A 22729-nucleotide genomic window follows, 5' to 3' on the forward strand; every position below is an offset into this window, starting at 1 on the left:
TTGTCCCAGCCCGCCGGTGACCGGCCGGACTCAGGTCGCAAGCTCGTCCCGCCGCCGGGTGAGGTACGCCGCCTCGGCGATGTTGCCGGCCAGGCCGATCGCCCGGTCGTACTCCTCCCGCGCCTCCGCGCTGCGCCCCAGGCGGCGCAGCAGGTCGGCCCGGGTGGCGTGGAAGGCGTGGTAGCCGTCGAGGGCGGTGGCCAGCGCGTCCACCTGCGCGAGGGCGACCTGGGGTCCGTCGAGCTCGGCCACGGCGATCGCGCGGTTGAGCGCGACGACCGGTGAGGGATCGAGCCGGGCGAGCTGGTCGTAGAGCGCCACGACCTGCGCCCAGTCGGTCGCGCGGGCGTCGGGAGCGTCGGTGTGGACGGCGTTGATGGCGGCGAGGACCTGGTAGCGCCCCGGCGGCTCTCCGGTCGCGACCCGCGCCCGGACCAGCGCGTGGCCCTCGTCGATGAGCGCCCGGTCCCACGACCCGCGGTCCTGCTGGTCGAGGGTGACCAGCTCGCCGCCGGCCGAGACTCGCGCCGGCCGGCGCGCCTCGACGAGCAGCATGAGGGCCAGCAGGCCGGCGACCTCTCCGTCGCCCGGCAGCAGGTCGGCGACGAGCCGGGTGAGTCGGATCGCCTCGGCGGTGAGGTCGGGGCGCACCGGGTCGGTCTCGGCGCCGCTGGCGAGGTAGCCCTCGTTGAAGACGAGGTAGAGGACGGCGAGCACGCCGTCGACCCGCGCCGGGAGGTCGGCAGCCTCGGGCACGCGGTAGGGGATGCCCGCCGCCTTGATCTTGGCCTTCGCGCGGGTGATCCGCTGCGCCATCGTCGTCTCCTGGACGAGGAAGGCGCGCGCGATCTCCGCGACGGTCAGGCCGCCGACCATCCGCAGCGTCAGGGCGATGCGGGCCTCGGGGACGAGGGCAGGGTGCGCGCAGGTGAGGACGAGGCGGAGGCGTTCGTCCTCGATGGCACCGGTCGGTTCCGGCGGCCCGGAGAGCTGGTCGGAGAGCATGTGGGCCTGCTTGTGCTTGTCGCCGCGCTTGGCCTCTCGCCGTACCCGGTCGAGCGCCTTGTTGCCGGCCGTGGTGGTCAGCCAGGCGCCCGGGTTGGGCGGGACGCCGTCGGTGGGCCACCGCTCCACGGCGACGGCGAACGCCTCGGCCGCCGCGTCCTCGGCGACGTCGAGGTCACCGAAGCGGCGGGCCAGGGTGGCCACCACCCGGGCCCACTCCTCGCGGTGGACCCGGGCGACGACCTCGTGGGCCTGCTCGCTCACGCCCACTCGCTGGTCGAGGTGCGAGCGCAGCGAGCCTCGAGACCCGCGCGCACGTCAGGCGATCCCGTCGAAGGGCCGCACCTCGATCTTGCGGTGGCAGGCCCGCGAGGCGTCCGCGGACAGCGCCAGGGCGACGTCGAGGTCCTCGGCCTCGACGACCCAGAAGCCGGCGAGGTACTCCTTGGACTCCACGAACGGGCCGTCGGTGAAGACCGGGGCGCCCTCGCGGCTGTCGGTGACGGTCGCGTGCTCCGGCGAGGTCAGCCCGCCGCCGAAGACCCAGCGTCCCTCGGCCTTGAGCCGGTCGTTGAAGGCGTCGATGGCCCCCGGCTCGGAGTCGTCGACCTCATTGGCCGTGTCGCCGACGACGGTGAAGAGGTAGTGCATGACTGTCATCTCCCGGTGGTGCGGCCGCCCCCGACGGGCGGCCTCTCACGACTACCACGAACGGGTGCCCCCGGATACGACAGCCTCGGTGCCGTCGCGCGACGGCGACCGCTCAGGCCGAGGCAAGGGCGAGCTTCACCGCGAAGCCCACGAACACGGCGCCGACGGCCGACGTCGCGCCCGCCGAGAGCGCCTTGCGGCGCCGGAACGCCTCGGCGAGGTGGGTGCCGCTGACGATGAGCACGCTGAGGTAGGCCGCGCTCGCGAGCGTGGCCAGCGTGCCGAGCGCCAGGAACGAGATCGCCGGGTGGGCGTAGGCCGGGTCGACGAACTGCACGAAGAACGCGACGAAGAACAAGATCGCCTTGGGGTTGAGCAGGCTGATCACCAGCGCCCGGTGGTAGGGCCGCTCGCCCCGCGTCCGGGACTCCACACCCGCCTCCGCGGTCGCCTCCGCGAGCTGCTCGGCGACCGACCGGCGCGAGCGCCACATGCTCCAGGCCGAGCGCAGCATCCCGACGGCGAGCCACAGCAGGTACGACGCGCCCGCCCACTTCACGACGCTGAACGCCGCCTCGTTGGCCTGGAGCAGCGACGCCACGCCGGCCGCCGACAGCGTCATCAGCACCGCGTCACCGGTCCACACGCCCGCCGCGGCGGCGTACCCGCTGCGCGCCCCGCGCCTGGCCGCGACCGAGAGCACGTAGAGCGAGTTCGGACCCGGCAGCAGGATGATGAGGACCAGGCCCACGAGGTAGGTCGGGAGGTCGGTGATGCCCAGCACGACGCCCAGTGTGGGACCGCCGCGGGTCGCCTGCGGACGAATTCCGAGGGATGGGCGCGAGGTCACACCCTCGCGGCGTTTCAGGAAGTGGTGGAGCCTAGGGGACTCGAACCCCTAACCCCCTGCTTGCAAAGCAGGTGCGCTACCAATTGCGCCAAGGCCCCCGGTGGTGCGGGTCGGCGCGATGTGCGCCGGGAGGGTCAGGCCTTGTCGACGTTGTCGGTGGCCTCGGCCCAGAGGGCCTGCTCGTTCCGGCCCTCGTCCATCTTCTTCTTCGCGAACGCCGCGCCGGCGGTGGCCAGCAGGACCAGCAGGAGCTTCTTCATGGGAACTCTCCTCGAGATCACGGTGTCGAGAGGGGGATGGAGTGGGCCTAACAGGACTTGAACCTGTGACCTCTTCCTTATCAGGGAAGCGCTCTAACCGTCTGAGCTATAGGCCCGCACTGCCGCACGAGCGGCGACGCCGAAGATTACCTGACCCGCCTCGACCGTTGCCAATCGAGGGGGTCAGCTCACTTCTCGTCCTCAGCGAGGGTGACCTCGATGCCGCCGAGCAGGGCGGCCGCGAGGTTGTAGAGGAACGCCGTCAGCGTGGCAATCGCGGTGAGCAGCACGACGTCGACCACCGAGACCAGGAGGGTGAAGCCCAGCACCCGGGACATGCCGACGTAGTCGGTCACGTCGAAGGTCGAGGTGCCGCTGTCACCCTCCACGATGCTGGCGACCGCGGAGTTGATGGAGTCCCAGACACCGGCGGCGCCGAGCACGGACCACACCATGAAGATCGCCACGAAGGTGACCACGCCGAAGGCCACGGAGAGCAGGAACGCCGTCTTCATCACCGACCACGGGTCGATGCGCGTGAGCCGCAGCCGGGCGCGCCGCGGCTGGCGCCCGGGCGTGCGCGAGCGGCGACCCTTCGGGCCGGCACCGGGACCCGCGTTGGCGCGGTGCTCCTCGGCAGCGCTCGACAAGGTGTCCTGCACCCGCTCGGTGAACGACCTGCGCGCGGGCTCGGACGCGGACGTACGACGGGTTGCCTCACGAGAGCTCGGCGCGGTGCGGTCCGACATGGATCACTCCTCGGTGTTCTCGTCGGTGGTCTCGGCAGGCGCTTCGACTGCGTCCTGACCCTCGATTGTTGCACCGTCGACCACGTCGGGCGATTCCGCGGCGGCCTCGCGGGCCCCGGCCTCGACGTCCGCGGCACCCTCGGCGGCCTGCTCCTCGGCCTCCTCGGTCACCTTCGCCTCGACCGACCGGGCGACCACCGCGACGGTGTCACCGGACTTGGGCGAGACGAACTTCACCCCCATGGTCGAGCGACCGGTGGGGCGGAAGTTCGTGTCGATGGGGCTGCGGACCACCTGTCCACCGCTGGTGATCGAGAGGACCTCGTCGTCCTCCTCCACGATGAACGCACCGACCAGTCCACCGCGGTCCTCGTTGGCCAGCGACATCGCCTTGATGCCGATGCCGCCGCGCGACTGGAGGCGGTACTCGCTGATCCGGCTGCGCTTGGCGAAGCCACCGTCGGTGATGGTGAAGACGTACTGCTCCTTGACCTCGTCGGAGTCGGCCGCGTCGCCCTCGACGGCCTCCTCGGCAGCGACCTGGGAGGCGCGGATGACCGACATCGACAGCAGCGAGTCGCCGTCGCGGAACTTCATGCCCCGCACGCCACCGGTCGCGCGGCCCATCGGCCGCAGCTGCTCGTCGTCGGCCTTGAACCGGATCGACTGGCCCTTGCGGGACACGAGCAGGATGTCGTCGTCCTCGTTGACCAGCTCGGCACCGATCAGCTCGTCGTCGTCCTCGCGGAAGTTGATCGCGATGACGCCGGCCTGGCGCGGGCTGTTGTAGTCGCTCAGCTTGGTCTTCTTCACCAGGCCGGTGCGGGTGGCGAGCACGAGGTAGGGGGCCTGCTCGTAGTCGCGGATTGCGAGCACCTGCGCGATGTCCTCGTCGGGCTGGAAGCTCAGCAGGCCGGCGACGTGGCCGCCCTTAGCGTCGCGCGCGGCCTCGGGCAGGTTGTAGGCCTTGGTGCGATAGACGCGACCGGCCGTGGTGAAGAACAGCAGCCAGTGGTGGTTGGTGGTCGCGATGAAGTGCTGCACCACGTCGTCGCCGCGCAGCGTGGCGCCGCGCACGCCCTTGCCACCGCGCTTCTGCAGGCGGTACTGGTCGGCACGGGTGCGCTTGGCGTAGCCGCCGCGCGTGATCGACACGACGAGGTCCTCGTCGGGGATCAGGTCCTCCATCGAGAGGTCACCGTCGGCGGCGATGATCTGGGTGCGCCGGTCGTTGCCGTACTTGTCGACGATCTCGGTGAGCTCGTCGGAGACGATCTGCCGCTGGCGGGCCTCGTTGGCCAGGATGTCCTCGAGGTCGGCGATGACGCGCTCGAGCTCGGCGAGGCGGTCCATGATCTTCTGGCGCTCGAGAGCGGCGAGGCGGCGCAGCTGCATCTCGAGAATGGCGTTGGCCTGGATCTCGTCGATCTCCAGCAGGCTCATCAGCCCGGAGCGGGCCTCCTCGACGTCGGGGCTGCGCCGGATGAGGGCGATGACCTCGTCGAGCGCGTCGAGCGCCTTGGCCAGGCCGCGGTAGATGTGGGCCTGGCGCTCGGCCTCGGCGAGGCGGAAGCGGGTACGACGCTGGATGACCTCGATCTGGTGGGTGACCCAGTGCGAGATGAACTGGTCGATCGGCAGCGTTCGCGGGACGCCGTCGACGAGGGCAAGCATGTTGGCCGAGAAGTTCGACTGCAGCTCGGTGTGCTTGAAGAGGTTGTTGAGCACGACCCGGGCGACGGCGTCGCGCTTGAGGATGATGACGAGGCGCTGGCCGGTGCGCGAGCTGGTGTCGTCGCGCACGTCGGAGATGCCCTGGATCTTGCCGGAGTCGGCGAGCTCGGCGATCTTCAGCGCCAGGTTGTCGGGGTTGACCATGTAGGGGAGCTCGCTGATCACGAGCATCACCCGGCCCTTGGCGTCCTCGTCGATCTCGACGACGGCGCGCTGGGTGATGGACCCGCGGCCGGTGCGGTAGGCCTGCTCGATCCCCTGGCGGCCCACGATCAGCGCGCCGTTGGGGAAGTCGGGGCCCTTGATCCGCTCGACGAGCGCGTCCTGCAGCTCCTCCTTGGTGGCGTCGGGGTGCTCCAGCGCCCAGACCGCGCCCTCGGCGATCTCGCGGAGGTTGTGCGGCGGGATGTTGGTGGCCATGCCGACCGCGATGCCGGCCGAGCCGTTCACCAGCAGGTTCGGGAAGCGCGACGGCAGGATCGTCGGCTCCTGCGAGCGGCCGTCGTAGTTGGGGCGGAAGTCGACGGTGTCCTCGTCGATGTCGCGCACCATCTCCATGGCCAGCGGCGCCATCCGGCACTCGGTGTACCGCATGGCCGCGGCGGAGTCGTTGCCCGGCGAGCCGAAGTTGCCCTGGCCGTTGATGAGCGGGGCGCGCAGCACCCACGGCTGCGCCAGGCGCACCATGGTGTCGTAGATCGCGGAGTCGCCGTGGGGGTGGTACTGACCCATGACGTCGCCGACGACGCGCGAGCACTTCGAGAAGCCGCGGTCGGGGCGGTAGCCACCGTCGTACATCGCGTAGAGGATGCGGCGGTGCACCGGCTTGAGCCCGTCGCGCACGTCGGGCAGCGCGCGCCCGACGATGACCGTCATCGCGTAGTCGATGTAGGACTGCTGCATGAGGGTCTGCAGCTCGATGGGCTGCACGCGGTCGTCGCTGCCGCCGTCGCCCGGGCCGCCGGTGGTGTCGGTGGGGATCTCAGTCATTCGTGGCTTCTCTCTGGCGTTCTAGGAATGTCTAGGGCTGCGGGTAGATGCCTAGATATCCAGGAATCGAACGTCCTTGGCGTTGCGCTGGATGAACGAGCGGCGCTGCTCGACGTCCTCGCCCATCAGCACCGAGAAGATCTCGTCGGCCTGGGCGGCGTCCTCGAGCGTGACCTGCTTCATCAGGCGGGCGTCGGGGTCCATGGTGGTCTCCCACAGCTCGTCGGCGTTCATCTCGCCGAGACCCTTGTAGCGCTGGACCGGGTTCTCCTTGGGGAGCTTCTTGCCCTGGGCCTGGCCGTCGGCGAGCAGCGCGTCGCGCTCGGCGTCGGAGTAGACGAACTCGTGCTCGGCCGGCTTGTTCCAGCGCAGGCGGTAGAGAGGCGGCTGCGCCATGTAGACGTAGCCGTGCTCGATGAGCGGCTTCATGAACCGGAACAGCAGCGTCAGCAGCAGGGTGTTGATGTGGTGGCCGTCGACGTCGGCGTCGGCCATCATCACGACCTTGTGGTAGCGCAGCTTCTCGAGGCTGAACTCCTCGTGGATGCCCGTGCCGAGGGCGGAGATGATCGCCTGGACCTCGGTGTTGGCGAGCACCTTGTCGATGCGTGCCTTCTCGACGTTGAGGATCTTGCCGCGGATCGGGAGGATCGCCTGGATGCGGGGGTCGCGGCCCTGGCGGGCCGAGCCGCCGGCCGAGTCGCCCTCGACGATGAAGACCTCGCACTCGGCCGGGTTGGTCGACTGGCAGTCGCTCAGCTTGCCGGGCAGGCCACCACCGCCGAGCAGGCCCTTGCGGTTGCGGGCGAGCTCACGCGCCTTGCGGGCCGCGATCCGGGCGTTGGCCGCGGCCTGCGACTTGCGCACGATCTCCTTGCCCTCGGCCGGGTTCTGCTCGAACCAGGCGCCGAGCTGGTCGTTCATGATGCGCTGGGTGAAGCCCTTGGCCTCGGTGTTGCCGAGCTTGGTCTTGGTCTGGCCCTCGAACTGCGGCTCGCCGAGCTTGATCGAGATGATCGCGGTGAGGCCCTCGCGGATGTCGTCGCCGGAGACCCGGTCCTCCTTCTTCTTGATCAGGCCCCACTCCTCGCCCCAGTTGTTGACGAGCGAGGTGAGCGACGCGCGGAAGCCCTCCTCGTGGGTGCCGCCCTCGTGGGTGTTGATGTTGTTGGCGAAGGTGTGGACCGACTCGGTGTAGCTGGTGTTCCACTGCATCGCGACCTCGAGGCTCATGTGCTGCCCGCTCGCGCCCTCGGCGGTCTCGGCCTCGAAGGAGATCACGGTCGCGTTGGCCACCGTCTTGCGGCGGTTGAGGTGCTCGACGTAGTCGACCAGGCCGCGGTCGTACTTGAAGACCTGCTCCAGGCCGCCGGTCTCGGCGCGCTTGATCGCGTCGTGGCCGGCGTTGTCGACCGTGTTGTCGATGGTGTCGTCCTCGACGGCGTCGACGCGCGACTCGGCGTCGGGGCGCTCGTCGCGCACCACGAACTCGACGCCCTTGTTGAGGAACGCCATCTCGCGCAGCCGCGAGGTGATCGTCTCGAGGTTGTAGTTGGTGTGCTCGAAGATGTCGTCGGAGGCGTACCAGGTCACGGTCGTGCCCGTGCCCTCGCCGTCCTCCAGCGGGCGCACCTGCTCGAGGTCGGCGTCGGGCACGCCGAGCTGGAAGGACTGGCGCCACAGGTGGCCGCGGTTCTTGACCTCGGCGACGAGGCGGGTCGACAGGGCGTTGACGACCGAGACGCCGACGCCGTGCAGACCGCCGGAGACCTTGTAGCCGCCGCCGCCGAACTTGCCGCCCGCGTGGAGCATCGTCAGCGCCATGGTGAGGGCCGGCATGTCCTGCCCGGGCGCGGTGTCGGTCGGGATGCCGCGGCCGTTGTCCTCGACACGCACACCGCCGTCGGCCTGCAGGGTGAGCGAGATCTTGGTCGCGTAGCCGGCCAGCGCCTCGTCGACGCCGTTGTCCACGATCTCCCAGATCAGGTGGTGCAGGCCCCGCTCGCCGGTCGACCCGATGTACATGCCCGGGCGCTTGCGCACGGCCTCGAGCCCCTCGAGCACCTGGATGGCCGAGGCGTCGTACTCGGTGCCGGCGTCGACCGCGGTGCTGGACCGCTTCTCCACCGCCTCCTCGGCGGCCTCGACCGCCTCCGCGAGCGCGGCGGCGCGATCGGCTTCCGACGGAGCGTCGGTGGGAGCGTCGGTGGGCTGTGGGTCAGGAGCGGAATCGGGGGTCGGAGCTGCGCTGTTCTCGACGTTCTCTTCGCTCAAGGCACGGCCTTCTTCTCGTCGTCCCGGATCTTCCACCGCGGACGGTCGACATGAGTCGAGTCGCTGCGGTTGCGGTGGCAACACGACGTGCGACTCGTGCTCTCATACTACCCGCCAGCACCCCAGGAGCGAAGGACACACCCCGGCCTGGGGAGGGATCTGCGCGAAAATATGCCCTCAGCGGCCTCACGAGGCCGGTTCACAGGGCCGAGCAGGGGGAGCGATGGGTCCCCATACGTCCGGACGGCTCCCAGATCGGCAGATCGCGCCTCAGCCGTAGGTGTCGCGTGGCCCGCGGCCGTCGCGGCTGGAGAGGCGGCCCTTGGTCCACGTCGGCAGGTGCGGCCCGAGCACGTCGATGAGGGTGACGGTGCCGTGGCCGAGCTCCTCGTTGAGCCGGCGTACGACGGTGGGGGCGAGCAGCTTGAGCTGGGTGGCCCACGCGGTGGAGTCGGTGCGCACCACGAGCCGGCCGTCGGCGAAGGACTCCGGCGTGCAGTGGGCGGCGACCTCCTCGCCCACGAGCTCGGCCCACCTGCCGAAGACACCCTGGACCTTGAGGTCGAGCTCCCACCCGTGCTGCGCGACCAACCGTCCCAGTGCGGTCTCGAGGAGCTGCGGGTCACGGTCGTCGGGCCGCGCGCCCGACGCCTTCGCGGTCGTACGACGGCGAGCTGACGACGGCGTACGTCGCTTCGCCGGTGTCCCCGGGCTCGCCGCGGCCGCCCGGGCGGCGGCCCGGGCCAGGTCGAGCCCGTCCGGCTGGTGCTCGGGCGGCGGGTCCTCGGCCGCGGCGCGCTCGGGGGTGGCCGCGACGGGGTCGGCCGGGTCGGGCGGCTCAGGCGTCACGGGTCACCTGCCCGTCGGCGACGAGGAAACGTGCACCCTGCAGCGCGTCGGGGACGTCCGCAGCCACGGCGGCGGTGACCAGCACCTGCTCGGCCCCGGCGACGAGCTGGGCCAGCTGGTTGCGGCGCTCGCCGTCGAGCTCGGCGAACACGTCGTCGAGCACGAGGATCGGGTCGTCGCCGTCGGCGCGCAGCAGGTCGTACGACGCCAGGCGCAGCGCCAGCGCGAACGACCAGGACTCGCCGTGCGAGGCGTACCCCTTCACCGGCAGGCGCAGGTCCCCGGGATCAGGACCCGTGCCCAGGGTCAGGAGCAGCTCGTCGCGGTGCGGGCCGACCAGGGAGATGCCCCGGTCGAGCTCGTCCTTGCGCCTCGCCGCGATCGCGTCGAGCAGCTGGCCCGGCAGGTCGTCGGTGCCGGCGAGGTCGATGCTGGCGCGGTACTCGAGGTCCGCGTCGTCACGGCTGGCACCCCGCGCCACCGCCTCGTAGGCCTTGCCGAGGTAGGGGCGCAGGTCCTCGACCAGCTGGAGCCGGGCTCCCAGGAGCTCGGCACCGACACGGGCGAGGTTGTCGTCCCAGATCTCGAGGGTCGACATCGCGGCGTCGCGCGAGCCGCCGCGCGCCACTCCCGCCGTCTTGAGCAGGCTGTTGCGCTGCTTGAGGATCCGGTCGTAGTCGGCCCGGACGCCGGCCAGTCGCGGGACCCGCAGGACCAGCAGGTCGTCGAGGAGCTTGCGGCGGTCCGACGGGTCGCCCTTGACGAGGGTCAGGTCGTCGGGTGCGAACACGACCGTGCGCACCAGACCGACCAGCTCGCGGGGCCGGGGGAGGGGCGAGCGGTTGATGCGCGCCCGGTTGGCCCGCCCCGGGTTGAGCTCGACCTCGAGCAACGCCGTACGCCCGTCCTTGACCACCGAGGCACGCACGATCGCCTGGTCGGCTCCGGCCCGGACGAGGGGTGTGTCGGTGGCGACACGGTGCGAGGACAGGCGGGAGAGATAGTCGATCGCCTCGACGAGGTTGGTCTTGCCCTGCCCGTTGCGGCCGATGAAGGCCGTGGCCCCCGGCTCCAGGGCGACGTCGAGGTCGGCGTAGGAGCGGAAGTCGTGCAGGGTCAGGTGCGCGACGTGCACGTCATGCCTAGCTCTCGCCCGGCTCCCGCTCGGAGCCCGCGCCGGCCTGCTTGGCGGTCTCGGACTGCTCCGCGCCCGTGGCGCCCTCCGCGTCGCCGCCCTTCGGTGCGGAGGAGCGCACCGCGTGCCCGCCGAACTGGTTGCGCATCGCCGCGACGGCCTTCATCGTCGGGGAGTCGTCCTGCCGGGAGACGAAGCGGGCGTAGAGTGCCGCGGTGATGGCGGGGGTCGCGACGGCGTGCTCGATGCCGGCCTCGACGGTCCACCGTCCTTCGCCGGAGTCCTCGGCGTAGCCGGCGATCTTGCTCAGGCCGGGGTCGTCGTCGAGCGCGCTGACCATGAGGTCGAGCAGCCACGAGCGGATGACGGTGCCCTCGCGCCAGGACCGGAAGACCTCGGTCACGTTGTCGGTGAGCTCGGCCACCTCGAGCAGCTCCCACCCCTCGGCGTACGCCTGCATGATGGCGTACTCGATGCCGTTGTGGACCATCTTGGAGAAGTGACCGGCGCCCACCTTGCCGGCGTGGACCGAGCCGAAGTCGCCCTCGGGCTTGAGGGCGTCGAACGCCGGCTGGACCTTGGCGATGTGGTCGGGGTCGCCGCCGTACATCAGGGCGTAGCCGTTCTCCAGGCCCCACACCCCACCGGAGACGCCGCAGTCGACGTAGCCGATGCCCTTCGCGGCGAGCAGCTCGGCGTTCGCGATGTCGTCGGTCCATCGCGAGTTGCCGCCGTCGACCACCACGTCGCCCTCCTCGAGGAGGCCGGCGAGATCCTTCACGGTGGCGCGGGTCGGCTCGCCGGAGGGCACCATCACCCACACGACCTTCGGGCTCGGGAGCGCCTCGACCAGCGCCTCCAGCGACGCGACGTCGCTGACGTCGGGGTTGCGGTCGTAGCCGACCACCGTGAGTCCCGCGCGGCGCATGCGCTCGCGCATGTTGCCGCCCATCTTGCCGAGGCCGATGAGTCCGATGTCCATGTGCGCGAGCCTAGCCTGAGCGGAACCAGCCCGGACGAGCCAGCGACCGCGCTGATCGGGGACGGCGTGATCAGCTCAGCAGGCGGCGCGGCATCAGCAGGTAGCGGAAGGAGCTCGCGTCGTCGGCATCGGTGCCGGAGATGACGACCGGCTTGGTGGCCTGGGTGAAGGCCAGGTCCACGAACTCCCCGTCGATGGCGGTGAGGCCGTCGAGGAGGAACTGCGGGTTGAACCCGGTGGTCAGGTCGTCACCGGTGATCTCGGCGTCGACGGCCTCGGTCGCCATCGCCTCGTCGCCGGACCCGGCGTCGAGGACGATCTGGTGGTCGCCGAACTTCATCTGGACGGCCGTGTTGCGCTCGGCCACCAGCGCGACGCGCTTGACGGTCTCGATGAGCTCGGCCTTGTTGACCTTCGCGACGGTGAGGTGCTCGGCGGGGAACAGCGAGCGCACCTTGGGGAACTCGCCATCGAGCAGGCGGGTCGTCGTACGACGCACGCCGCCGAGACCGGTGCCCTCGAAGCCGATGAGGCCTTCGCCGGCGCCGCCCGAGCTCAGCGCGATGGTGACCTCGGCGCCCGAGGTCAGCGACTTGGCGGTGTCGCTGAGCACCTTGGCGGGGACCAGCGCGGCCACCGACTCGTCGGGGGACTGCGGGTTCCAGGTCAGCTCGCGGTGCGAGAGACGGAACCGGTCGGTCGCGAGCAGCGCCATGGTGGATCCGTCGATCTCGATCCGCACACCGGTGAGCACCGGGAGCATGTCGTCACGACCGGCGGCGGTGACGGCCTGGGCCACCGCGTGGGCGAAGTCGGCGCTCGAGACGGTGCCGGTGGCCGACGGCATCTCCGGCAGGGTCGGGTAGTCGCTGACCGGCATGGTCTGGAGGCTGAAGCGTGCGGACCCGCACGTGAGCGAGACGCGGGGGCCGTCGAGGGTGAGCTCGACCGGCTTGGCCGGCAGGCTGCGGCAGATGTCGGCGAGCAGGCGGCCGCTGACGAGCGCCTTGCCCTCGTCGTTGACCTCGGCGGTCAGCGTCGCGCGCGCCGAGGTCTCGTAGTCGAAGGTCGAGAGCACCAGGCCCGCGTCGCTCGCCTCGATCAGCAGGCCCGCCAGCACGGGCGAGCTGGGACGGACCGGCAGGCTGCGGGCAGCCCAGGCGACGGCATCGGCGAAGACGTCGCGTTCGACGCGGAACTTCACAAGGGTCTCCTCGGGGAGAGGTGGTGCGGTGAGGGCAGGTCAGCAGGCAGACAAGAAGACGCGCACAGGCGCGTGGGATGAGCATCCTGCCACGCGCTCCCGACACGACGGGAGGGTTCTCCCCAGAGGTCGGGCTGTTCGATGTTCGTGGGTGATCGGACCAGTCTTGAGGTTCGTAGTGGTCATAGGGTCCGTGGAAACTGTGGAGAACTCGTGTTTGCGCAGGTCAGGACCCCAAGACTCTGTGAACGACGGGTGTGGACGTGGTGGGGGCTCACCGTGCTGCGGTGTGGACGCCACCAGCAGTCGTGTGGTTCGTCCCGGTGAGTGCACAGGGGCTGGGGACGAAGCGCCGGACCGAATCACATGTTCTCCACACGTGACGCGCGGGGCGTCGCCGAACGACAGGCTCAGGCCTGGCGCGCCTGCATCTTGATCCGGTTGGTGAGCTCGCTGACCTGGTTGAACACCGCGCGCCGCTCGGCGAGCAGCTGGCGGATCTTGCGGTCGGCGTACATCACCGTGGTGTGGTCGCGCCCGCCGAACTCCCGGCCGATCTGCGGCAGCGACATGCTGGTGAGCTCGCGGCAGAGGTACATCCCGATCTGGCGGGCCATCACCAGGTGCCGGCCGCGGGAGGGCCCGGTCAGGTCCTCGAGGGACACGCCGAAGTAGGCCGCGGTCTGGGCGATGATCAGCGCGTGGGTGATCTCCGGCTCACCACCCTCCGGGATCAGGTCCTTGAGGACGATCTCGGCCAGGGTCATGTCGACCTCCTGGCGGTTGAGGTTGGCGAACGCCGTCACCCGGATCAGGGCGCCCTCGAGCTCGCGGATGTTGGTCTGGATCTTGGAGGCGATGAACTCCAGCACGTCCGGCGGGGCGGTGAGCCGGTCCATCGCCGCCTTCTTGCGCAGGATCGCGATGCGGGTCTCGAGGTCCGGCGGCTGCACGTCGGTGATGAGCCCCCACTCGAACCGGTTGCGCAGCCGGTCCTCGAGCGCCTCGAGACGCTTGGGCGCGCGGTCGGAGGTGAGCACGATCTGCTTGTTCGCGTTGTGGAGGGTGTTGAACGTGTGGAAGAACTCCTCCTGCGTCTGGGTCTTGCCCTCCAGGAACTGGATGTCGTCGATCAGCAGCACGTCGACGTCGCGGTAGCGCCGCTTGAAGCGGTCCTGGCGGTCGTCGCGGATTGCGTTGATGAACTCGTTGGTGAACTCCTCGCTGGAGACGTAGCGCACCTTCGCGTTGCTGTAGAGGCTGCGGACGTAGTGGCCGATCGCGTGGAGCAGGTGCGTCTTGCCCAGGCCGGACTCGCCGTAGACCAGGAGCGGGTTGTACGCCTTGCCCGGCGCCTCTGCGACGGCGACGGCCGCGGCGTGGGGGAACCGGTTCGACGAGCCGATGACGAACGTCTCGAACGTGTACTTGGGGTTGAGCCGGGTCTCGAGGGCGGAGGGCCGGCGCTCGCCCGGGATCACGTGGCCCCCGGGCGGCTCGGGGTCGGAGAGGACCGGCGCTGCTTGCTCCAGCGGGCCGGGGTCATTTGTCGACAAAGCGACAGATTGATCTGTCGACTCGTCGATCATGGGGGGCGCCTCGGACTCGAGTGCGGGATTGACCGTGACGAGCATGCGGATCTCGCGACCGAACCCCTCGGTCAGGGCGTCCTCGATGTGGTTGCGCAGCCGGCCCTCGAGCTGGTTGCGCGTGAAGTCGTTGGGGACGGCGATGATGGCGGTGTTCTCGTGGAGCGTCATCGGCACGCTGGGCCGCAACCAGGCGCGCTGGTTGGGCTGGAGGTCCTCGACGATCTGCTGCCACGCCGTCCCGAGATCTACCTGCTGGTCGTCCACTCGGACCGCCTTCGCTGTTCCATGTCTGAGGTCACACCCGGAGACGTCGCCGCGTCCCGAGTCCACAGAGTTGTCCACAAGCTGTGAACTGATGGTCCCGATCGCTGCGACCGGGGTCCCCGCCCTGCTCCAGCCGGCGATCCTCCCAGCGTTTGCGCAGGTCAGAGGCGGAAATCGGAACCGTGTGACCCGGGTCACAGCGCGCTGCCGACCCTGGATGAACCGTGGTTTTCACAGACCGCGGAGAAGTGGAACGTAACAACCGGGCGTCGCCTCGGGCAAGACGTCATCCACAGGCGGGTCCGGGTAGGGTCGTCGTGGGTTTGACCCCCTCTTTCCCCACCGCGTACCGTTGGCCGGTCGCTCCGTGTCGACGGGTGCCGCATGTCCACGATCCGCCACCAGGCGGCCGCGTGGGCGGGCGGTGCCGGCCGAAGTACCTGAACCGGGCCCAGCACCGACCTCGCTGTGGAGTGGACATCCCTCGAAACCTTCGGAGAAATAGCCGTGAGCAAGCGTACGTACCAGCCGAACAACCGTCGCCGTCACAAGGTGCACGGCTTCCGTCTGCGCATGCGGACCCGCGCCGGCCGCGCCATCCTGTCCAGCCGCCGCCGCAAGGGCCGCAAGAGCCTGGCCGTCTGACGGCCAGGGCTCACGGCAGCCCGCCGTGCTCTCCACCGTCAACCGCTTGACCGACAGCGACGGCTTCCGCCGAGCAGTCCGTGGCGGACGACGGGCCGGCTCGACGACGCTGGTCGTCCACCTCGCGTGTGACACCAGCGCCGAGCCCGGCCCTCCGCAGGTGGGATTCACGGTCAGCAAGGCCGTGGGCAACGCCGTCACACGCAATCGCGTGAAGAGACGACTTCGCCATCTGACCCGGGAGCGCCTCCCCGTGCTGGAGGAGCTTCCGGGTCGTGCTGCACTCGTGGTCCGGGCACTGCCCGCCGCCGCCGGGGCGTCGTACGCGACGCTGGGTGCGGACCTCGACCGTACGCTCGAGCGCGTGAGCCGGTCATGAAGCACGTCCTCATCGCGTTCATCCGTGCTTGGCGGTTCGCGATCAGTCCGCTCTACGGCCAGGTGTGCCGCTACCACCCGACCTGCTCGGCGTACGCCCTCGAGGCAGTCACCGAGCACGGTGCGGTGCGTGGCACTTGGCTCGCCGTACGTCGCATCGGCCGGTGCCACCCCTGGGCCGCCGGCGGCTACGACCCCGTTCCCTCCCGTGCCGCGTCGGCCGCGGAGTCCCCTGCAACTCGAGGAGCTTGAGTGCTCGACTTCTTCGGCGCCATCGGCGGCGCGATCATGGCCCCGCTCTACTACGTCATCTCGGCGGTGCTGGTGGGCTTCCACAAGCTCTTCGGCGCGCTGTTCGGCGAGGCCTCCGGCACCGCGTGGGTGTTGTCGATCATCGGGCTGACGCTGGTGATCCGCATGGCGCTGATCCCGCTGTTCGTCAAGCAGATCAAGTCCAGCCGGAACATGCAGCTGATCCAGCCCAAGGTGCGCGAGCTGCAGAAGAAGTACGGCCACGACCGGGAGCGTCTCGCGCAGGAGACGATGAAGCTCTACAAGGACTCGGGCACCAACCCGTTCGCGTCCTGTCTGCCGATCCTGCTCCAGATGCCGATCTTCCTGGCGCTGTTCCGCCTGATCGACCAGGCGGCGAAGGACCCGTCCCACGAGCGCGGCCTGATGACCGAGCAGCTCAACACGCAGTTCGGGGACGCCGTCTTCCTCGGCGCCAAGATCTCCGACACCTTCCTGAACACCGACGACCTCGGCGTCCGTGTACTCGCAGCGTTCCTGGTGCTGGCGATGACGGCCACCACCTTCCTCACGCAGCGCCAGTTGATGAGCAAGAACATGCCTGCCGACGCGCTGTCCGGTCCCTACGCGCAGCAGCAGAAGATGCTGCTCTACGTGCTTCCCGTCGTCTTCGCGGTCGGCGGCATCGCGTTCCCGGTCGGCGTCCTCTTCTACTGGACCACGTCGAACCTGTGGACCATGGGCCAGCAGTTCTACGTCATCCGGAACAACCCGGCCCCGGGCACCCCGGCAGCCGACGCCAAGGAGGAGCGCGACCGCGCCAAGGCGGCCCGCAAGGGGCTCAAGACCCCGGCGCAGGAGGAGGAGGAGCGGCTTGCTGCCGAGGCCGAGGCCCGCCGTGCCGAGAAGTCGCAGACCCGCCAGCAGCCCCAGCGCCAGACCAAGGCCCAGCGCAACAAGAAGAAGCGCTGACCCCCGATATCCCCGCCGGCGCCCGCGTGGGGCCGACGTACTGATCGACACGATCCAGAGCAGGAGACAACGTGAGTGAGCAGCTGACCGACAGCGGGTCCGCCGACGCGACCGAGACCACCGAGCCGACCGACGCCGCCGGGTCGGAGCAGGCCGGGCAGGAGCAGGACGCGTCCGGAGCACCGCGGCTGTCCAAGATCCAGCGCCTCGAGCACGAGGGCGACATCGCAGCGGACTACCTCGAGGAGCTGCTCGACATCGCCGACCTCGACGGCGACCTGGACATGGACGTGGAGGGCGACCGCGCGAGCGTGCAGATCGGCGGGGCGGATCTGAGCCAGCTCGTCGGCCGCAACGGGGAGGTCCTCGAGGCGCTCCAGGAGCTCACCCGCCTCGCCGTGTACCGCGAGACCGGGGAGCGTTCGCGCCTCATGCTCGACGTCGGTGGTCATCGGGCCGAGCAGCGCAAGCGGCTCGTCGCCCTGGCCGAGACGTCGATCGCGCAGGTGCGCGACAGCGGCGAGCCTCTGTCCCTCGAGCCGATGAGCGCGTTCGAGCGCAAGGTCGTGCACGACGCGGTGGCCGCTGCCGGCCTGACCTCCGAGTCGGAGGGCGCCGAGCCCAAGCGTCACGTGGTGATCCTTCCCGCGTGACTGACGACGTTTCACGTGAAACACCCTCCGTGCCCGAGGTGGCCCGGGGGGTGTTCGCGTCCGACCGCTTGGACCTCGCGGTGCGCTACACCGATCTGTTGGCCACCGAGGGGGTGCTCCGCGGGCTGATCGGGCCGCGTGAGGCACCCCGCCTGTGGGACCGACACATCCTGAACTCGGCGGTCCTGTCAGAGGCGATCCCACAGGAGGCGACCGTGTGCGACATCGGCACGGGCGCCGGGCTGCCAGGACTCGTCCTCGCGATCGCCCGTCCCGACGTCACGGTGACCCTCGTCGAGCCGCTGCTGCGTCGCACCGCCTTCCTCGACGAGGTCGTGGCCGAGCTTGGGCTCTCCCACGTGTCGGTCGTCCGAGGGCGTGCCGAGGACCTGCACGGCACGGCGACGTTCGATGTCGTGACCTCCCGGGCGGTCGCTCCGTTGGAACGGCTGATGGGGTGGTCGATGCCCCTGGTCGCCCCCTCCGGGGCGCTGGTGGCGATGAAGGGGCGCTCGGTGCGGGACGAGATCGCCGATGCCGCATCGTTCCTCCACACCTGGCGGTGCGGGGTTCCGGAGGTCTTCGAGGTGGGTATCGGTGTGGTGGATCCGCCGACGACGGTGGTCCGGGTGTCGTGGGCCGATCCGTCGCGGATAGGTTGGCCCCTTGCCCGCGAGTCCACGCGTCGCTCGACGCAGAAGAGGCGCGTTCGGCGTGCAGCACAGTGAGAGGTGTCTGAGGTGACCCACGGTCCCACCGGGAATGCGGACTGGCGCGCGGCCAGTGAGTCCCCCGCGGAGTTTTCCACCGACCCAACCCCGCCTGCTGAGCGGGACTCTCCACAGGAGGGGCTGGTTCATCCACAGGTTGCGGATGGTGCCGATGTTTCACGTGAAACCTCGCCGGCCGACGTTTCACGTGAAACACGACCGGCCTGGCAAGTACGCACCGCGGCCGACATCGCCGACGGCGGCCCGGACTTCACGGACCACGCCACCCCCCTCGCTCAGGCCGCCCAGCACTCGGTCCTCGCGCGGAGCGGCGGCCTGCGTCGGCAGGGAGTCCCGCGACCCAATGCCACACGCGTGTTCGTCGTCGCCAACCAGAAGGGCGGGGTGGGCAAGACGACGTCCACTGTCAACGTCGCCGCCGGGCTGGCCCAGCTCGGCCAGAAGGTGCTCGTCATCGACCTCGACCCCCAGGGCAACGCGTCGACGGCCCTGAGCGTCGAGCACCACCGGGGCGTGCCCTCGACGTACGACATGCTGGTGGACGGCCATCCCTTGGCCGACGTCATGACCGAGTGTGCCGACCTCCCCGGTCTCTGGGTGGTACCCGCCACGATCGACCTCGCTGGAGCCGAGATCGAGCTGGTGAGCGTCGTGGCCCGTGAGCAGCGCCTGGCCCGGGCGATCACCGCGCATCCGCTCGTCGGCTCGGCGGCCGACGTGGGGGACGACCGCTTCGACTACGTCTTCGTCGACTGCCCGCCCTCGTTGGGACTGCTCACCCTCAACGCGTTGGTGGCCGGACGAGAGATGTTCATCCCGATCCAGGCCGAGTACTACGCCCTCGAGGGACTCGGCCAGCTCCTGGAGACGGTGGAGATGGTGCGGCAGCACCTCAACCCGCAGCTGGTCGTCTCGACGATCCTGCTCACGATGTACGACGCCCGCACCCGCCTGGCGGCGGGAGTGGCGGAGGAGGTGCGCGGTCACTTCGGCGACCAGGTGCTCAAGACCGCGGTCCCCCGATCCGTACGGGTCTCGGAGGCGCCGTCGTACGGGCAGACCGTGATGACCTACGATCCCGCCTCGGCGGGTGCGCTCTCCTACCTCGAGGCGGCCCGGGAGATCGCCAGCAAGGGAGCGCCGGCATGAGCGCCCCGACTGGTTCGTCCCCCCTGCTCCCCCTGATCGACCACCACTGCGAGGACCCTGCATGAACGCCAACCCGCCCCGTCGTGGACTCGGACGAGGACTGGGGTCGCTGATCCCCACATCTCCGTCCCAGCCGGCTGCGTCCCAGGTCGCCGGGGAGACCGAGGTGTCGCCCGCGACGTCCACGTCGAACGGCACCGCTGCGGGCAGCGGTGACGGCGGCGCTCCGGGAGGCTCGGGTGCGGCCGGGACCGTTGCCGGGGCGTACTTCGCCGAGCTCCCGATCAGCCAGGTGCGTCCCAACGCGCGCCAGCCGCGGCAGGTGTTCGAGGAGGAGGCCCTCGCCGAGCTCGTCCACTCGATCCGCGAGGTGGGCCTGCTCCAGCCCGTCGTCGTGCGCCAGACGGGGGAGGAGTCCTTCGAGCTGATCATGGGCGAGCGCCGGTGGCGTGCGTCCCAGGAGGCCGGCCGCGACACGATCCCCGCCATCGTGCGCGAGACCGACGACACGGACATGCTCCGCGACGCCCTGCTGGAGAACCTGCACCGCTCGCAGCTCAACCCGCTGGAGGAGGCAGCCGCCTACGGTCAGCTGCTGGAGGACTTCGGGTGCACGCACGAGGAGCTCGCCCAGCGCATCGGCAGGTCGCGTCCGCAGATCTCCAACACACTTCGCCTGCTGAAGCTCTCACCGGCCGTGCAGCGCCGCGTCGCCGCCGGGGTGCTGTCGGCCGGCCACGCACGAGCGCTCCTCACCGTCGAGGACGCCGGGTTGCAGGACAAGCTCGCAGCGCGGGTGACCGCCGAAGGCATCTCGGTGCGCGGCCTGGAGGAGATCGTCTCCCTGGGCGTGGCGGACGACGACGCTCCCAGGGTCGTCAGGAAGAAGCCGGTCGCCCCCGGCCTCGGCGAGCTCGCGGACCGTCTCTCCGACCGGCTCGAGACCCGCGTCAAGGTCGACCTCGGCAAGGCCAAGGGCAAGATCACCGTCGAGTTCGCGAGCCTGGACGACCTGCGCCGCATCGTCGACATCATGGATCCCCGCAACCGCGACGACCGCCCCATCTGACGCGCAGCCCGGCACCAGACGGGCGCTTGGTTTCGAGGCTCGCTGCGCTCGCACCTCAACCATCGGGTGGTGGGTGCGCTCGCCATCACGCCGTGGGTGGTTGAGGTGTGAGGAGCGCCAGCGACGAGCCTCGAAACCGGTAAAGGGGTGGTTTCGAGGCTCGCTGCGCTCGCATCTCGACCACCGGGTGCAGAGAGTCGCCTATCCTTGCAACATTGTCGACAAAGGCACTTGTCGACACATCGACAGATCTACTTGTCGCCCTGTCGCTTCGCGCGCTTCTCGGCGCGGCGGCGGGCGCGCTCGCGCTTCTCCGCCGCATCCAGGGCGGCGGCTTCCTCGAGCGTGGGCGCACCCCCACCCATCGAGGCCGGCACCCACCACGAGCCGGGCGGCTGCTCGTCGGCGGGATAGGCCGCCACCGTGTCGGCGAGCATCGCGCTCATCCGGCGCCGCAGCTCGGCGGTGTCACCGGCCGGGTCGGCACCCGAGGGGTGCATCGCCTCCCCGACGGTGATCGCGATGGTCTTGCCGCGCGAGAAGTCCCGGGGGTGGTCCTTGGTCATCATCCGCTGGGTGCCCCAGAGGATCACCGGAACGAGGGGTACGGAGGCCTCCGCCGCGATGCGTACGGCACCGGTCTTGAGCTCCTTGAGCTCCATGGCCCGCGAGATCGTCGCCTCGGGGAAGATGCCGACGGCCTCGCCTCGCCGCAGGTAGTCCACGGCGGTGTGGAAGCTGGCCACGCCCTCCCCGCGGTCCACCTCGATGTGGTGCATCGAGCGCATCACGGGCCCGGCGACGGGGTGGTCGAATATCTCGCGCTTGGCCATGAACCGCACCAGGCGCCGCGAGGGGTGCGCCGCGAAGCCGCCGTAGATGAAGTCGAGGTAGCTGACGTGGTTGAAGGCGAGCAGGACACCACCGGTGCGGGGGACGTTGTCCGTGCCGGTCATCTGGAAGGTCTGGCCGAGCGCCTTGAAGCCCGTGAGGGCGGTCCGGATGATCGGGGGATAGGTGACGTCGCGCATGGAGCGAAGCCTAGGGACGCGGGTCGAGGCCGACCAGACGTGCGCCGCGTGACTCCCGGCACCCGGCCGGCGCCGGTCGGTCAGCGCCGGGTGGCAAGGAAGTCCGCGATCCGGCCGATCGCCTCCTCCAGCACGCTCGCCTCCGGCAGGGTGACGAGCCGGAAGTGGTCGGGAGCGGGCCAGTTGAAGCCCGTGCCATGGGTGACCAAGATCTTCTTCGCCCGGAGCAGCTCGATGACGAACTCCTGGTCGTCCTCGATGGGGTAGACCTCAGGGTCGAGGCGCGGGAAGCAGTACAGCGCACCTCGCGGCTTCACGTTGGAGACACCCGGGATCTCGTTGAGCAGCCGGTGCGCGAGCATCGACTGCTCGTAGAACCGCCCGCCGGGGCCGATGAGCTCCTCGATGGACTGGTAGCCGCCGAGGGCGGTCTGGATCGCGTGCTGGGCCGGCACGTTGGCGCACATGCGCATGTTCGCGATCAGGGTGAGGCCCTCGAGGAAGTCGGTGGCGAGCTCCTTGGGCCCGGAGATCATCACCCAGCCGGCCCGGTAGCCGCAGACGCGATAGGCCTTGGACAGACCGGAGAACGTCAGGCAGAGCACGTCGTTGCCGCCGAAGGTCGCCGCGTGGTGGTGCTCGGCGTCCTCGAAGAGGATCTTCTCGTAGATCTCGTCAGCCATGACGACGAGCTGGTGGCGGCGGGCGATGTCGACGAGCCCCTTGACCGTCTCCTCGCTGTAGACCGCCCCGGTGGGGTTGTTCGGGTTGATGATCACCAGGGCATGGGTGTTCTCGGTGATCTTGGACTCGATGTCGGCGAGGTCGGGGTTCCAGTCGTCGTCCTCGTCGCAGCGGTAGTGCACCGGTATCCCGCCGGCCAGGGTCACCGCGCCCGTCCAGAGCGGGTAGTCCGGAGCCGGCACCAGGATCTCGTTGCCGTCGTCGACGAAGGCCTGCAGCACCATCGAGATCAGCTCGGAGACGCCGTTGCCGATGAAGACGTCCTCGACGCCGACGTCCCGCAGCCCCCGGGACTGGTAGTAGTGCATCACCGCGGTCCGGGCCGACCAGATGCCCTGCGAGTCGGCGTACCCCTGGGACTGCGGCAGGTGGTGCATCATGTCGGCGAGGATCTGCTCCGGCGCCTCGAAGCCGAACGGAGCGGTGTTGCCGATGTTCAGCTTGAGGATGCGGTGTCCCTCGGCCTCGAGCCGCTGGGCCTCGACGAGGATCGGCCCGCGCACGTCGTAGCGGACGCCCTGCAGCTTCTTGCTCTGTCGGATCTGGCGCACGCCTCATCTTCGCAG

General features: G+C 70.0%; 20 protein-coding genes, 2 tRNA genes and 2 pseudogenes. 8 read left to right on the forward strand and 16 right to left on the reverse strand.

What is annotated here, in order from left to right; genetic code table 11:
* Positions 1–30 precede the first annotated feature (30 nt).
* The 14 genes and pseudogenes from Q9S36_RS37460 to dnaA all read right to left on the reverse strand — a co-directional run bounded on the left by Q9S36_RS37460 (position 31) and on the right by dnaA (position 14539).
* On the reverse strand, positions 31–1269 hold the full coding sequence (locus Q9S36_RS37460) for an RNA polymerase sigma factor (protein WP_311289851.1): 1239 nt from the start codon (positions 1267–1269) through the stop codon (positions 31–33).
* A gap of 54 nt (positions 1270–1323) precedes the next feature.
* Entirely contained in the window at positions 1324–1665 is a 342-nt protein-coding gene (locus tag Q9S36_RS37465; RefSeq protein ID WP_396653917.1) for a YciI family protein, read from the reverse strand.
* 103 nt (positions 1666–1768) lie between these two features.
* On the reverse strand, positions 1769–2440 hold the full coding sequence (gene leuE / locus Q9S36_RS37470; RefSeq protein WP_311289852.1) for a leucine efflux protein LeuE: 672 nt from the start codon (positions 2438–2440) through the stop codon (positions 1769–1771).
* An 88-nt stretch (positions 2441–2528) separates the two neighbouring features.
* A tRNA-Ala gene (locus Q9S36_RS37475) sits at positions 2529–2604 on the reverse strand.
* 36 nt (positions 2605–2640) lie between these two features.
* Positions 2641–2766 (reverse strand): DLW-39 family protein, encoded by a 126-nt coding sequence (locus Q9S36_RS37480; RefSeq protein ID WP_311289853.1) that lies wholly within the window; start codon positions 2764–2766, stop codon positions 2641–2643.
* Positions 2767–2808: 42 nt separating this feature from the next.
* Positions 2809–2882, reverse strand: a tRNA-Ile gene (locus Q9S36_RS37485).
* Positions 2883–2954: 72 nt separating this feature from the next.
* Entirely contained in the window at positions 2955–3515 is a 561-nt protein-coding gene (locus tag Q9S36_RS37490; RefSeq protein ID WP_311289854.1) for a DUF3566 domain-containing protein, read from the reverse strand.
* 3 nt (positions 3516–3518) lie between these two features.
* Positions 3519–6239: a DNA gyrase subunit A gene (gyrA, locus tag Q9S36_RS37495; protein WP_311289855.1), complete on the reverse strand. Its 2721-nt coding sequence runs from the start codon at positions 6237–6239 to the stop codon at positions 3519–3521.
* Between the two features lie 51 nt (positions 6240–6290).
* Positions 6291–8513 (reverse strand): DNA topoisomerase (ATP-hydrolyzing) subunit B, encoded by a 2223-nt coding sequence (gene gyrB, locus Q9S36_RS37500; protein WP_396653918.1) that lies wholly within the window; start codon positions 8511–8513, stop codon positions 6291–6293.
* A gap of 270 nt (positions 8514–8783) precedes the next feature.
* Entirely contained in the window at positions 8784–9362 is a 579-nt protein-coding gene (locus tag Q9S36_RS37505) for a DciA family protein (protein ID WP_311289856.1), read from the reverse strand.
* Positions 9352–10497 carry a DNA replication/repair protein RecF gene (gene recF, locus Q9S36_RS37510; RefSeq protein WP_311289857.1) on the reverse strand — a complete coding sequence of 382 codons (1146 nt, stop codon included), beginning with the start codon at positions 10495–10497 and terminating at the stop codon, positions 9352–9354. The genes Q9S36_RS37505 and recF overlap by 11 nt, the downstream gene beginning before the upstream one ends.
* 7 nt (positions 10498–10504) lie before the next feature.
* A pseudogene (gene gnd / locus Q9S36_RS37515) lies at positions 10505–11521 on the reverse strand (phosphogluconate dehydrogenase (NAD(+)-dependent, decarboxylating)); the annotation flags it as partial.
* 28 nt (positions 11522–11549) lie between these two features.
* Positions 11550–12683 (reverse strand): DNA polymerase III subunit beta, encoded by a 1134-nt coding sequence (dnaN, locus tag Q9S36_RS37520; RefSeq protein ID WP_311289858.1) that lies wholly within the window; start codon positions 12681–12683, stop codon positions 11550–11552.
* A 410-nt stretch (positions 12684–13093) separates the two neighbouring features.
* Positions 13094–14539 (reverse strand): chromosomal replication initiator protein DnaA, encoded by a 1446-nt coding sequence (gene dnaA / locus Q9S36_RS37525; RefSeq protein WP_311289859.1) that lies wholly within the window; start codon positions 14537–14539, stop codon positions 13094–13096.
* A gap of 507 nt (positions 14540–15046) precedes the next feature.
* Between dnaA and rpmH the strand changes: the two genes are divergently transcribed.
* The 8 genes and pseudogenes from rpmH (at position 15047) to Q9S36_RS37565 (ending at position 20388) form a co-directional block, all read left to right on the forward strand.
* Entirely contained in the window at positions 15047–15184 is a 138-nt protein-coding gene (rpmH, locus tag Q9S36_RS37530; RefSeq protein ID WP_011758123.1) for a 50S ribosomal protein L34, read from the forward strand.
* A gap of 25 nt (positions 15185–15209) precedes the next feature.
* Positions 15210–15563, forward strand: a complete 354-nt coding sequence (rnpA, locus tag Q9S36_RS37535; protein ID WP_311289860.1) for a ribonuclease P protein component — start codon at positions 15210–15212, stop codon at positions 15561–15563.
* Positions 15563–15769, forward strand: a pseudogene (yidD, locus tag Q9S36_RS37540) (membrane protein insertion efficiency factor YidD); the annotation flags it as partial. The gene rnpA and the pseudogene yidD, both read left to right, overlap by 1 nt.
* 45 nt (positions 15770–15814) lie before the next feature.
* Positions 15815–16786 carry a membrane protein insertase YidC gene (yidC, locus tag Q9S36_RS37545; protein WP_311289862.1) on the forward strand — a complete coding sequence of 324 codons (972 nt, stop codon included), beginning with the start codon at positions 15815–15817 and terminating at the stop codon, positions 16784–16786.
* Between the two features lie 71 nt (positions 16787–16857).
* Positions 16858–17439, forward strand: a complete 582-nt coding sequence (locus Q9S36_RS37550; RefSeq protein ID WP_311289863.1) for a R3H domain-containing nucleic acid-binding protein — start codon at positions 16858–16860, stop codon at positions 17437–17439.
* Positions 17436–18167, forward strand: a complete 732-nt coding sequence (rsmG, locus tag Q9S36_RS37555; RefSeq protein ID WP_311289864.1) for a 16S rRNA (guanine(527)-N(7))-methyltransferase RsmG — start codon at positions 17436–17438, stop codon at positions 18165–18167. The genes Q9S36_RS37550 and rsmG overlap by 4 nt, the downstream gene beginning before the upstream one ends.
* Before the next feature lie 123 nt (positions 18168–18290).
* Positions 18291–19319 (forward strand): ParA family protein, encoded by a 1029-nt coding sequence (locus Q9S36_RS37560; RefSeq protein WP_396653921.1) that lies wholly within the window; start codon positions 18291–18293, stop codon positions 19317–19319.
* Between the two features lie 61 nt (positions 19320–19380).
* Positions 19381–20388: a ParB/RepB/Spo0J family partition protein gene (locus Q9S36_RS37565; RefSeq protein ID WP_311289865.1), complete on the forward strand. Its 1008-nt coding sequence runs from the start codon at positions 19381–19383 to the stop codon at positions 20386–20388.
* 251 nt (positions 20389–20639) lie between these two features.
* Here Q9S36_RS37565 and Q9S36_RS37570 read toward each other — a convergent pair whose 3' ends face one another.
* Positions 20640–21419 (reverse strand): lysophospholipid acyltransferase family protein, encoded by a 780-nt coding sequence (locus tag Q9S36_RS37570; RefSeq protein ID WP_311289866.1) that lies wholly within the window; start codon positions 21417–21419, stop codon positions 20640–20642.
* An 80-nt stretch (positions 21420–21499) separates the two neighbouring features.
* Positions 21500–22714 (reverse strand): pyridoxal phosphate-dependent aminotransferase, encoded by a 1215-nt coding sequence (locus Q9S36_RS37575; protein WP_311289867.1) that lies wholly within the window; start codon positions 22712–22714, stop codon positions 21500–21502.
* Positions 22715–22729: the final 15 nt, after the last annotated feature.

The organism is Microbacterium sp. ARD31 (assembly GCF_031844425.1).